Raw genomic sequence first — 12,378 nt, 5'->3', positions numbered from 1 at the left:
CACGGCGCGGGGGAGCCCCCGAAAGACACCAGGGGAGACCCTTACACAACACGATGGGGTAGGCAGTGGTTCTGAAAACCTTCGGCTGGTCGTTCGCGGTCACCGCGCTCGGCCTGGTTGCGGCGTTTTTCTACGGGGGGTGGCAGGCCTTCGGTATCGTCGCGATCCTGTCGATCCTGGAGATCTCGCTGTCCTTCGACAACGCGGTGATCAACGCCGGAATCCTGAAGAAGATGAATGCCTTCTGGCAGAAGATCTTCCTCACCATCGGCATTCTCATCGCCGTCTTCGGTATGCGGCTGGTGTTCCCCGTCGTGATCGTGGCCGTGAGTGCCCAGCTCGGTCCGATCGAGGCCATCGACCTGTCCTTCAACGACCCGGACAGATACAAGGAACTGGTCACGGACGCCCATCCGTCGATCGCCGCCTTCGGTGGCATGTTCCTGCTGATGATCTTCCTCGACTTCATCTTCGACGAGGACCGGGACATCCACTGGCTGCGCTGGATCGAGCGTCCGCTCGCCAAGCTCGGCAAGGTCGACATGCTGTCGGTCTGCGTCGCGCTGATCATCCTGCTGATCACCGCCATGACCTTCGCGACCAACGCCCACCAGCACGGTGGCGGGCACGTGGACAAGGCGTCGACCGTCATGCTCTCCGGCATCGCCGGTCTGATCACCTACCTCGTCGTCGGCGGGCTCTCCGGATTCTTCGAGAACAAGCTCGAAGAGGAGGAGGAGCGTGAGCACGAGGCCGAGGAAGAGGCCAAGAGGAAGGGCAAGCCCGTCACCGGGGTCGCCCTCGCCGGAAAGGCCGCGTTCTTCCTCTTCCTCTACCTGGAAGTCCTGGACGCCTCGTTCTCCTTCGACGGCGTCATCGGCGCCTTCGCGATCACCAACGAGATCGTGCTCATGGCCCTCGGCCTCGGCATCGGCGCCATGTACGTCCGTTCGCTCACCGTCTACCTGGTGCGCGAGGGCACGCTGGACGACTACGTCTACCTGGAGCACGGCGCGCACTACGCGATCGGTGCCCTGTCGGTCATCCTGCTGATCACCATCCAGTACGAGATCAGCGAGATCATCACCGGTCTGGTCGGCGTCGTCCTGATCGGGCTGTCCTTCTGGTCCTCCCTGCGTCGCAACAGGGCGCTCGCGGCTGCCGACGGGGGTGGCGGGAGCGACGGCCCCAGCTCCGGCGCCAAGGCCGAAGTCACCTCCGGGGTGTGACCCGGTAGGGATTGAGGAACGCTCTCTCTGCGGGGCGGCCACACGGCGACGGCTCTCCGGGATCTCCCGGACCCGGCCCGGGTGGCCGCCCCGCAGCGATGTCCGGGTGCTGCCATGCGTGCGGGCGCGAGAGCAGGCGCGAGAACGAGCACGCCGACAGGCGCGCCAACAGGTGGGGGTTGGAATGGGATTCTTCGACGGCTTGCGACCGCTGCGCGCGGCACAGTTCGACTCGGGCAATGCCACGTCGAGCGCCATCGAGCTGACCAAGCGGAACGCGACCATCTCGCTCACCGAACAGGGCGCCCTGTCGGGCAATCTCCGGGTCAACCTCTCCTGGCGGATGCGGACCTCGGACATCGAGGGCCGCTCCCGACAGAGCGGCCGGCTGCGCCGCCCCCTCAAGCTCTTCCAGCCCGAGGTGGTCCAGGCGCACACCCAGGGCGTCGTCGACGTCGACCTGGACCTCGGCTGCATGTACGAGCTGACGGACGGCACCAGGGGGGTCGTGCAGCCGCTGGGCGGCCTGATCGGCGACCTCAACGCCCCGCCGTACATCCGGCTCAGCGGCGACGACCGGTTCGGCGCGCCTTCGGGGGAGACGGTCTACGTCAACCTCGATCAGCGCGAACAGATCAAGCGGCTGCTGTTCTTCGTCTACATCTACGACCAGACGCCCGCCTTCGACCGTACCCACGCGAAGATCACGCTGTACCCGGGGCACGGGCCGCGCATCGAGATCGACCTGGACGAGCGCGCACCGCAGGCCCGATCCTGCGCGGTGTTCACCGTCGACAACACCAAGGGCGAGCTGATCGTGCGCCGCGAGGTGAAGTTCGTCTACGGATTCCAGTCGGAGCTGGACCGGCTGTACGGCTACGGCATGCAGTGGGGCCGCGGCTACAAGTCCCGTACCTGAGCCGCTCCCGCACCTGAGCCGCCGGACGCGGGCTTCGCGGCCCGGGCGCCCGGATCGTCAGGCCCGGATGAACTGCGGACCTTGGGGGGGCAGCACGAAATGCGGGTCGGGTGCGTGCGCGGCGGCCGCCGCGGGCTGGGGATAGCCGTACGCGGGCGGCGCGGCGGCGGGCTGAGGGTAGCCGTACGCAGGCTGGTGGGCCGCCGCGGGAGGTGCGGCGGCAGGCGGGTAGCCGTAGGAGGGCTGCTGATGCAGGACCGTGGCCTGGGAGTCCGGACCACCGGCCCCGGTGGCCGCGGGCATCGGAGCGGGCCGCGGGGGCACGGGCGGTGCCGGGGGCACGGCCGCCGGGGCAGGCTGAGCGGACTGCGCCCCAGACCGGGGCTGCGAGACCTGCGGCTGAGGCTGCGGGGCCTCGGGCCGGACGGCGGAGGGCTGGGCCCCCGCCTGCGCGGCGGCCGCGCTCTCGTCCTCCCCGCCGGCCTCCGAATCGTCGACCGAGATCCCGAAGGCGGTGGCCAGTCCGATCAGCCCGGTGGGATAGCCCTGGCCGACCGCACGGAACTTCCATCCCTCACCGCGCCGGTACAGCTCGCCGCAGATGATCGCGGTCTCTTCGCCGGTCTCCGGCCGCACGTCGAACACGGCCAGCGGCTCGCCCCCGGCGGACGCGGCATCGAAGAGAAGTATCCGCAGGTCGGGAACCTGCTCAAAGGCGGCGCCGTCCGAGGAGGCAGCGATGACCACCTGGTCCACGGAGGCGTCGAGCGCGCCGAGATCCGCCTCGATCGTGTCCGTCAGCCCTTCCGGCACACTGCGCTTCGGCAGCCGCCGGACCAGGCCGGAGGGGTGCCGGGGCTGGTTGTAGAAGACGAAGTCCTCGTCGGACCGCACCCGGCCGGACGCACCGAGGAGCAGGGCGGAGGCGTCCACGTCGGGAACCCCGGCGCCCGGGGTCCAGCGCAGCACGGCCCGTACGGCCGCGGCATCGACGGGGACGTTCGAGCCCTTCAGCATCGTGTGCGTCATGACCGTCATCCTGCCTGCTGGGGGCTTGTGTGGACAACGCGGGGGCGGCACGTCTGTGCCCGGAGACCGCGCCGGCGGGGCGGGACGGTACCGCGGGAGGAGGGCGGGTGACTGCCGGGTAACCGGAAATTCATGTCCTTGCGGAACTGTTGACACCCGTCCGTACGTACTATTACCGGCCATACGTTGTCCGGCCGGTCAGGCAGTTCGGGGGAAACTCATGCGTCACTTCGGGCATATAGCGCCCGCGACCCGGGAGGGTCTGTTCTTCCGGGAGCCCTGCGACTTCAGCGCGCGCTCCCCGGCGCGGCTGCTCTCGGTCGCCCTGGGGGCCACGCTCTACTCCCCGGCCACCCGCCCGGCCCTGGCCGACGACGTGCTGAAGCAGGCCGGGCGCGGCGTCGTCTCCATGGTGCTCTGCCTGGAGGATTCGATCGACGACGCCGAGGTGGTCGCCGCCGAGGCCAATCTGATCAGGCAGTTCGCCGCCCTCGCCGCCCGGTCCGAGTCCCCGGGCCCCACCGCCCCCGACGTGCCGCTGCTCTTCATCCGGGTCCGCGAACCGGCGCAGATCACCGACCTCGTGGAGCGCCTCGGCGACGCGGTCCGGATGTTGTCCGGTTTCGTACTTCCCAAATTCACCGAAGAGCGTGGAGCCCTGTTCCTGGAGGCTCTCGCCGAGGCAGAGACCGCCTGCGGACAGCGGCTCTTCGCCATGCCGGTCCTCGAATCGCCCGAGCTGCTCCACCTGGAGACCCGCGCCGAGATCCTCCAGGGCATCGCCCGCAGCGTCGACAAGTACCGGGACCGGGTGCTCGCCCTGCGGCTCGGCGTCACGGACTTCTGCTCGGCCTACGGACTACGCCGATCACCCGACATGACGGCGTACGACGTCCAGATCGTCGGCTCCGTGATCGCCGACGTGGTCAACGTGCTGGGCCGCGCCGACGGCACCGGCTTCACGATCACCGGCCCTGTCTGGGAGTACTTCCGGCGCCAGGAACGCATGTTCAAGCCCCAGCTGCGCCGCAGCCCCTTCCTGGAGGGCCGGGCCGAGGAGCTGCGTACGGCACTCATCGAGCACGACCTGGACGGCCTGCTGCGGGAGATCGAGCTCGACCGTGCCAACGGCCTGCTCGGCAAGACCTGCATCCACCCCTCCCACGTGGCGCCCGTGCACGCGCTGTCCGTGGTCAGCCACGAGGAGTTCACGGACGCCCAGGACATCCTGCGGCCCGAGCGCGGCGGCGGCGGCGTGCTGCGCTCCGCGTATACGAACAAGATGAACGAAGTGAAGCCCCACCGGGCCTGGGCCGAGCGCACGCTCCAGCGGGCCGAGGTCTTCGGGGTGGCCAGGGAAGACGTCGGCTTCGTGGACCTGCTGGCCGCAGGCCTGACGAACTGAGCGCGTATCGATGAGCGAGCGCGCGGCGGGACAAGAGACCAGAGAAGAGACCGTGGACGTGGTGTGGTCGGGCAGCTGGGTGGCGGAGCGGCTGGGAGTCGCCCTGGAAGGCGACGGGGAGCTCCGGGAACTGCTGGGCCTCGCCCTGCGCCGTAACCCCAAGCGGGCACATCTGCTCGTGTCGAACGTGCTGGGCAAGCACGTGCCCCAGCGCCCCTCCGTCGTGTACGGAGAAGGCTTCGCGCTCGGCGAGCGGGTGCGGGAGCTGCTCGGCGCGGAGGAGGCCCGCCGCGCGGTCGTCCTCGGGTACGCGGAGACGGCCACCGGCCTCGGCCACGCCGTCGCGGACGGCCTGCGGGACGCCCCGTACCTCCACTCCACCCGGCGCCCGGTGCCGGGCGTCGAGCAGGCGGGCGGCTTCGAGGAGTCCCACTCGCACGCCACCTCGCACCTGCTGCTGCCGGAGGACCGGGAGCTGCTGGCGGGGCGCCCGGATGCCGGTGCGGAGGCAGGTGCTTCCGTTCTGGTCCTGGTCGACGACGAGTTCTCCACCGGCAACACGGTCCTGAACACCATCCGCACCCTGCACGACCTGCACCCGCGCGAACGGTACGTGATCGTCGCCCTGGTCGACATGCGCTCACCGGAGGACCGCGACCGGCTGACGGCCTTCGCCGCCGAGATCGGGGCCCGGGTGGACCTGGTGGCCCGCAGCAGCGGCACGGTCGCCCTGCCGGACGGCGTACTGGAACACGGACAGGCCCTGGTGGCGGCGCAGGAGGCGGAGGCCCCCGTCTCCCCGCCGCCCTCCGCACAGGTCCCCGCTCCCGTCACCCGCGTCGATCTCGGCTGGCCCGCAGGCGTCCCCGACGGCGGCCGGCACGGCTTCACCCCGGTCCACCGGGCGGCCCTCGAATCGGCGCTCCCGGTTCTGGCGGAGCGGATTGCGGGTGCCCTGGGAAGCGACGTCCGCCGGGTCCTCGTCCTCGGCTTCGAGGAGCTGATGTACGCGCCGCTGCGCCTGGGCACCGCACTGGAAGAGGTGCTGGGAGCCGACGCGGCCGACACCGAGGTCCGCTACTCCACCACCACCCGCTCCCCGGTCCTCGCCGTCGACGACCCCGGCTACGCGATACGCACCCGCCTGGTCTTCCCGGCCCACGACGACCCGGCTGACGGACCCGGCGACCGCTACGCGTACAACGTGGCGGGCGCGGGCTTCGACGCGGTGGTCGCCGTCGTCGACTCCGCCGCCGACACCCCCGAACTACACGCCCCCGACGGCCTGCTGGCCCGCCTCGCCGAGCACACCGGCCACGTACTCCTCGCGGTCATCCCCTCGTACACCCCCGCCCCCGCACCCGTTCCCCACCGGCAGGAGCCCCCCGTGCTGCCCGAGCCCCTCCGAGGCCCCGACTTCTCCAGTTACGCACCGGAGGACGTCGGCTGGCTCCTCCAGGACCTCTCGGACACCGAGCTGGAGGCGCCCACCGAGGAGCGCGAGGAGGCGATCCAGAGCGGCGGCGCGCACTACGCGGAGTCGCTGCCCGTCGAGTACCAGCCGAGCCCCGAGTACCAGGCCCTGTTCACGGCCGCCCTGGGCGCCTCCGCCGCCCGCATCGCCCGCGCGGTGGGCACCGTCACCGAGACGGTCCTCGCCGAACGCGGCCCGCGCCCGGTCCTCGTCTCGCTCGCCCGCGCCGGAACGCCCGTCGGGGTGCTGATGCGCCACTGGGCCCGCCACCGGCACGGGCTGGACCTCCCGCACTACGCCATCTCCATCGTCCGGGGCCGGGGCATCGACGCCAACGCCCTGCGCTGGCTCGCCGCCCACCACGACCCGGCCGACGTGGTGTTCGTCGACGGCTGGACGGGGAAGGGTGCGATCACCCGCGAACTGGCAGCGGCCATAAGTGAGTTCGAGGCGCAGGAGAGGGCTGAGGGCTCCACGGGTCCTGGCGGCCGCGCCGGCTTCGACCCGGAGATCGCGGTGCTCGCCGACCCGGGCGGCTGCGTCCGCACGTACGGCACCCGCGAGGACTACCTGATCCCTTCCGCCTGCCTCAACTCCACCGTCTCCGGCCTCATCTCCCGTACGGTGCTCCGCGCCGACCTGGTCGGCCCCGACGACTTCCACGGCGCGAAGTTCTACCGCGAGCTGGCGGGGGCCGATGTCTCCGGCGACTTCCTGGCGGCGGTGGCCGCGCGCTTCGACGAGGTGGCGGACCAGGTCGACGCCGAGGCGAAGGAGCTGCTCGCCGCCGACCGCGCCCCGACCTGGGAGGGCTGGGCGGCCGTCGAGCGGATCAGCGAGGAGTACGGCATCCACGACGTGAACCTGGTCAAGCCCGGCGTCGGCGAGACCACCCGGGTGCTGCTGCGCCGGGTCCCCTGGAAGATCCTCGCGAAGCGTGGAGCAGGCACGGACCTGGAGCACATCCGGCTGCTGGCCGAGCAGCGGGGCGTCCCGGTCGAGGAGGTCGACGACCTCCCGTACAGCTGTGTCGGTCTGATCCACCCCCGGTTCACGCGCGGTGCGACGGGCGCGGACGGCAAGGCGGTGCAGGGCGCATGAGCGTGAGCGAGACTTCACCGGTCACCCTGGTGGCGAGCGACCTCGACCGTACGCTCATCTACTCGGCGGCCTCACTCGACCTGTCGATGCCGGACGCGGAGGCCCCCCGGCTCCTGTGCGTGGAGGTGTACGGCCACAAGCCCCTCTCGTACATGACGGAGACGGCGGCCGCACTGCTCACCGAGGTGGCGACCTCGACGCTCTTCGTCCCGACCACCACCCGGACCCGCGAGCAGTACCACCGCATCCACCTCCCCGGCCCCGCCCCCCGGTACGCGATCTGCGCCAACGGTGGCCACATCCTCGTCGACGGGGTCTCCGACCCGGACTGGCAGGCGCGGGTGGAGACCCGCATCGCCGACGAGTGCGCCCCCCTCACCGAGATCCGGGCCCACCTCGCCACGACCGCCGACCCGGCCTGGCTCCTCAAGGACCGCGTGGCCGAGAACCTCTTCGCGTACCTCGTCGTCGAGCGCTCCCTCCTCCCTGAGGAGTGGGTTAAGGAGCTGGCGGCCTGGGCGCGGCCCCGAGGCTGGACGGTCTCCCTCCAGGGCCGCAAGATCTACGCGGTCCCGGCCCCGCTCACCAAGAGCGCCGCGATGCACGAGGTGGCCCGCCGCTCCGGCGCCACCCGCACGCTCGCCGCCGGGGACTCGCTCCTCGACGCCGACCTGCTGCTCGCCGCCGACCTGGGCTGGCGCCCCGGCCACGGTGAACTCGCGGACGAGGGCTGGCGGGCCCCGCACGTCGAGGCACTGGAGGAGAGGGGAGGGGCAGCAGGGGAGGAGATCCTCCGCCGCTTCCTGACGGCATCTTCCGCCGCGTCCGCCGCGTCTGCCGCTTCCTCTGATTCCTCCGCTTCCTCTGCGTAAGGGCGCTGGTTGCGCGAGGCTGGGGCGGAGAGCGGCGGACGGGCGCGGAGCCCCGACAGCTCTTCTTCACGGACGACACGACAGAGGGAAGCGCACCCGGATGACCAAGGGCAACGAGACCACGATCACGGACGAGCTGTACGCGTACATGCTGGCCCACAACCCGCCGCTGGACCCGGTCCAGCGGGAGCTGGTGGACACCACGTACGCCCGGTTCCCCGACCACGCGGGCATGGTGTCGGCCGAGGAGCAGGCCCCGCTGCTGGCGTTCCTCGTCCGGCTGGTGGGCGCCCGGCATGTGGTGGAGGTCGGGACGTTCACCGGCTTCAGCGCACTGGCGATGGCCCAGGCGCTGCCCGCCGACGGCAGGCTGATCGCCTGCGACATCTCGGAGGAGTGGACGGCGTACGGCCGGGAGGCCTGGGAGAAGGCGGGCGTCGCGGACCGGATCGACCTGCGGATCGCCCCGGCCCTGGACACGCTGCGCGCGATGCCCGCCGAGCCGCACATCGACTTCGCCTACCTGGACGCGGACAAGGGCGGCTACATCGCGTACTGGGAGGAGCTGGTGCCCCGGATGCGGCAGGGCGGGGTCATCGCCACGGACAACGTGCTCTTCCACGGCGGCGTGACGGACCCGGAGGCGACGGGCCCGACAGCGGCGATCAAGGAGTTCAACGACCACGTGAGCGCGGACGACCGGATGGACAGCGTGCTGCTGACGGTCGCGGACGGCCTGACACTTTCCCGTAAGAAGTAGCGCTCACCAGGCCGTCCGGCTCAGGTCCGGCGCAGACCCGGCTCAGGTCCGGCACAGTTGGGGTGCGGGGTGCGGGGTGCGGGGTGCGGGTGGCGGCGGGGTAAGCCTTGGGTGGGGCGGGCTGCGGTTCAGCCGCAGCACCCACCGCCGCAGCAGCCCCCGCCCCCTCCGCCGCCGGACGAGTCGGGCGCGGACCCGGCGGCACCGCCCACGGCCACGGCGGACAGCAGCTTGACGGTGTCGTCGTGGCCGAGGGGACAGGATGCGGGGTCCGAGGACTGGGCCATGGGGCGGCTGACTTCGAACGTGTCGCCGCAGGTGCGGCAGCGGAATTCATAGCGAGGCATGGGCCAAGGCTAGAGCCATCCGCGCCCGCACGGCTACGACGGGCGCTAGTGGCCTCGGGCGGGCGGTGGGCAAGGCGGGAAGTGCAGCGCACCGCGACGTACGCCACGGCGCGAGCAGGCACCGCGTCGCGAGCCCGGCACGGCCCGACACGGCGCCCGAGGACCTCGCACCGTATCGCGAGCCGGGCACGGCAAGGTACGGCACCGGACAGCCCTGCAACGCACGGCACGCAGCTCCGCCGTACGCAGCTCCGCCGTACGCAGCTACGCCCCGGCGCCGCTGCCGCGCTCTTCGCGGATGTCGGAGACGACGCGGGCGGCGGTCCGTCGGACGGCTTCGGTCTCGGTCAGGAAGTGCCAGTAATCGGGGTGACGCCCTTCCAGGCCGGTGATGGCGCGCTCCAGCCGGGCCACGGAGTCGTCGAGCGGCCGCGCGTGCCGGGGGTCGGGGGTGTGCCGCCCGGCCATGGCGAGGCGCTGGGCGTCCCGGACCGCGAACCGGGTCCGTTCGATCTCCTGCTGCGGGTCCTTCGCCACGGCATCGAGCCGCTGCAACCGGTCTCCGGCGGCGGAGACCGCCTCGTCGACGGAGTTGAGGAGGGCCCGGACGGTGGAGAGCCGCGAGGTGGCGTCCGCCCAGCGCTGCTCATCGCGCGCCTTGGCTGCCTCGGCGAGCTTGTCCTCGGCCTGTCGTACGTTGACGGCGGCCTGCTCCGGGATGGGCTGGAGGTCCTGCCAGCAGGCGGCGGAGAAGCGCCGCCGTAGTTCGCTGAGGACCGGCTCGACCGACCCGGCGCGAGTGGTGAGGGCCTGGGCGCGGGTACGAAGGGAGACCAGGCGCCGGTCGATCTCGGCGGCCCGCTCGGGCAGCCGCTCGGCTTCGGTACGTACGGCCTCGGCGTCGCGCAGTACGACGTCGGCGCGCTGGAGTGTCTCGGCGACCCCGTGCTTTCCGGCACCCTGGTTCAGCTTGGTCAGCTCCGGGGCGAGCGCGGCGAGCCGGGCGGCGAGCTCATCGGCCCGCAGCCCCGCGGCCCGTACGGCATCGAGGGCGTTGCTGGCGGCCAGGAGCGTCTGCCGGGCCCGCTCCACGGCGGGGGCGAGCCGGGCGAGCTGGGTCTCCGCAGTGCCCAGGAGGGGCCCGAGCCCCTGCGCGAACCGGTCCAGCTCGCCCTTGACCCGGACGAGGTCGTCCTTGGCCCGGGTGAGCTCGGTGCGGGCCCGGGAGGCGATGGAGGGCTCCAGATCGTCCCGGTCCAGGTCATGGGAGTCGACGGCGGTGATGTACGCGTGGCTGACCGCGTCGATACGGTGGCTCAGCGCGGCGAAGTCCTCGGAGGCCTTGCGGCCGCGCGAGGAACTGTCCACGGCGTTGATGGTCTCGATGGAGATCCTGAGATCGCGCTGGGCGCTGTCGAGCTCGTAGAAGGCCTCGGCGGCGGCGTCCTTCGCGGCCTGCGCCTCGGCCCGCTGATTCTCACCACGCCCGCCGAACCACCGGCGCGTACCGCCCCCGGCGAAGGCGGCGGGCAGTGCGGCAAGCAGGAGGGGCACGGGCAGCAGCACGAGCGCCAGCAGATCCCGCCCTCCTTGGCCACGACCCCCTTGACCACGGCCCCTGGGGCGGCCCCCTTGGACACGGTGAGCGTCCCGGCCCTCCTGGCTTTCACGGGCTCGGGCTCGCTGATCACCCTTGACGGCGGAACTCCCACCCGCTCGTGCCTCTGGCCGCGTGTGCGTCGCCGTCACATCCCTCTCCCGTGCTGTTCCGCCCCTGCCCGGTACATTCTCCCACCAGGTAAGGACGAACACACGGGTCGGTTAGTTCGCGCTTCGCACGGTGACTTGACCATTGTCGCTGCGGGCCTTCACCACGTGAGCGCTGTCGTCGCTGCGCGGCACGCCGATCGAGACGTCGCCGTTGTCGGCGGAGGCGCTGACGGCGTACTTCTTCCCGCCCGCAGGCAGGTCGATGGTGATGCCGCCGTTGTCGCTCACAGTGTCCACGAGATCGGGCACGGTGTTGAAGTCCAACCGGACTTCGCCGTTGTCCGACCTGGCGACGACGGAGGCGGAGGATATCCGTTCCGCCAGCACCTGCCCGTTGTCGCTCTGCAGCTTGAGCGTCCCGCTCACGTCCCGGACGTGGACTTCGCCGTTGGAGGAGGACAGCTCCAGCGGCCGGTCGAACCCGGTGGCGCTGACTCTCCCGTTGACCGCCACCGCCGTCACGCTCACCCCGCGCGGCACCTTCACCCGGTGCCGGGCCTCGCAGTTGTTGATCATGGCCTTGCACTTCATGTGCAACGTCAGGGTGTCTGCGTCCACAGCCCACACAGGATCGGGCCCACTGCCGAACATCACCCATCCGTCGACCTGCCGCTCGACCTCGACCTGCTCCACGTCGGCGGGCACGAGCTCCACGGAGCTGTTCTCGGCGTCGATGGTCAAGGTCTTCCCCTCCAACGCGAACGTCTTCCGCTCCACAGGCGCGTCATCCACGTTGGTCCCCCCGCACCCGGTGATGCCCAGCGCCAGCAGCGCGACCCCACCACCCAGGGCGAGAACCCGACCGCGCACCCCGCGACGGGTTCGGTTCGGTGCGCTCGAAACGATGTCCACGGTGATCGATCCCCCAGTGAGTCGGGCCGGACGGTGCCACCGGACGTCCCGCCCGGTTCCCTCAAACCGTATGCACCGGAAGCCCCCGACGGGATCCGGGCGGCCACCGTCTCCGGGGTGGGGTTATCCCCCGGTCCCCGGCGGCCCGGAGCCGCCGCCGACCGGTCCCGCCGAATCGGTTTATGAGCAGGGCCCCCCGTCCATGTACGCTGTTGACTCATCCACGGGTGCGTAGCTCAGGGGTAGAGCGCTGCTCTTACAAAGCAGATGTCGGCGGTTCGAAACCGTCCGCGCCCACCAGACACGAAGGCCCCCAACTGATCATGGTTGGGGGCCTTTGGTGTCCACCTTGCTATCAAGGGGAAGTAGTGGCCGAAGCCGCCGAGTTGTTCGCACAGTTCGGCGTAGGTGGAGGTGTGCAGGATCAAGGCGTGCCGCCCGTTGTCGACGATGTGCGACGGGGCCAGGCCGACGCTCAAGGCCGTAACAGCCGTGGCCGTCTCGTCGCCGAGACCGCGAACCGGCTCGCTGACGGGCTTCTGTCGCAGGATGCCCTCGGCTGGCTGCGTCTGGCCCTGGGCGAGGGCGACGCCTGATCCGGGCATGCCGACTTTCCGGAA

11 protein-coding genes and 1 tRNA gene are annotated in these 12,378 nt (G+C 71.2%); 8 read left to right on the top strand and 4 right to left on the bottom strand.

Annotated features, from left to right (window positions below):
- The first annotated feature begins 65 nt into the window (after positions 1-65).
- Positions 66-1,229, top strand: coding sequence for a DUF475 domain-containing protein (locus RI138_RS08225; RefSeq protein WP_096623101.1), 1,164 nt, complete (start codon positions 66-68; stop codon positions 1,227-1,229).
- A gap of 184 nt (positions 1,230-1,413) precedes the next feature.
- Positions 1,414-2,148 (top strand): TerD family protein, encoded by a 735-nt coding sequence (locus RI138_RS08220; protein ID WP_311119381.1) that lies wholly within the window; start codon positions 1,414-1,416, stop codon positions 2,146-2,148.
- 57 nt (positions 2,149-2,205) lie between these two features.
- Here RI138_RS08220 and RI138_RS08215 read toward each other — a convergent pair whose 3' ends face one another.
- On the bottom strand, positions 2,206-3,177 hold the full coding sequence (locus RI138_RS08215) for a TerD family protein (RefSeq protein WP_311119380.1): 972 nt from the start codon (positions 3,175-3,177) through the stop codon (positions 2,206-2,208).
- A gap of 220 nt (positions 3,178-3,397) precedes the next feature.
- Between RI138_RS08215 and RI138_RS08210 the strand changes: the two genes are divergently transcribed.
- The 4 genes from RI138_RS08210 (at position 3,398) to RI138_RS08195 (ending at position 8,789) form a co-directional block, all read left to right on the top strand.
- The gene (locus tag RI138_RS08210) at positions 3,398-4,582 is read left to right on the top strand and encodes an HpcH/HpaI aldolase/citrate lyase family protein (RefSeq protein WP_311119379.1); all 1,185 of its coding nucleotides are present in this window, start codon (positions 3,398-3,400) and stop codon (positions 4,580-4,582) included.
- 10 nt (positions 4,583-4,592) lie between these two features.
- Positions 4,593-7,157, top strand: coding sequence for a phosphoribosyltransferase (locus RI138_RS08205; protein WP_311119378.1), 2,565 nt, complete (start codon positions 4,593-4,595; stop codon positions 7,155-7,157).
- The gene (locus tag RI138_RS08200; RefSeq protein WP_311119377.1) at positions 7,154-8,029 is read left to right on the top strand and encodes an HAD family hydrolase; all 876 of its coding nucleotides are present in this window, start codon (positions 7,154-7,156) and stop codon (positions 8,027-8,029) included. The genes RI138_RS08205 and RI138_RS08200 overlap by 4 nt, the downstream gene beginning before the upstream one ends.
- A gap of 100 nt (positions 8,030-8,129) precedes the next feature.
- Positions 8,130-8,789, top strand: a complete 660-nt coding sequence (locus tag RI138_RS08195) for an O-methyltransferase (protein WP_096623091.1) — start codon at positions 8,130-8,132, stop codon at positions 8,787-8,789.
- Between the two features lie 128 nt (positions 8,790-8,917).
- Here RI138_RS08195 and RI138_RS08190 read toward each other — a convergent pair whose 3' ends face one another.
- The 3 genes from RI138_RS08190 to RI138_RS08180 form a co-directional block, all read right to left on the bottom strand.
- Positions 8,918-9,136: an FmdB family zinc ribbon protein gene (locus tag RI138_RS08190; protein ID WP_311119376.1), complete on the bottom strand. Its 219-nt coding sequence runs from the start codon at positions 9,134-9,136 to the stop codon at positions 8,918-8,920.
- A 264-nt stretch (positions 9,137-9,400) separates the two neighbouring features.
- Entirely contained in the window at positions 9,401-10,714 is a 1,314-nt protein-coding gene (locus tag RI138_RS08185; RefSeq protein WP_311122822.1) for a hypothetical protein, read from the bottom strand.
- A gap of 243 nt (positions 10,715-10,957) precedes the next feature.
- On the bottom strand, positions 10,958-11,758 hold the full coding sequence (locus RI138_RS08180) for a DUF4097 family beta strand repeat-containing protein (protein ID WP_311119375.1): 801 nt from the start codon (positions 11,756-11,758) through the stop codon (positions 10,958-10,960).
- Positions 11,759-11,983: 225 nt separating this feature from the next.
- On the opposite strand from RI138_RS08180, the gene RI138_RS08175 reads away from it, so the two are divergent.
- Positions 11,984-12,058, top strand: a tRNA-Val gene (locus RI138_RS08175).
- A gap of 68 nt (positions 12,059-12,126) precedes the next feature.
- Entirely contained in the window at positions 12,127-12,354 is a 228-nt protein-coding gene (locus RI138_RS32370; RefSeq protein WP_398862593.1) for a hypothetical protein, read from the top strand.
- Positions 12,355-12,378: the final 24 nt, after the last annotated feature.

This window comes from Streptomyces durocortorensis, assembly GCF_031760065.1.
Taxonomy (GTDB): Bacteria; Actinomycetota; Actinomycetes; order Streptomycetales; family Streptomycetaceae; genus Streptomyces.
Note: the sequence above shows the minus strand (reverse complement) of the source record. Positions and strands in the feature narration are given on the sequence as shown.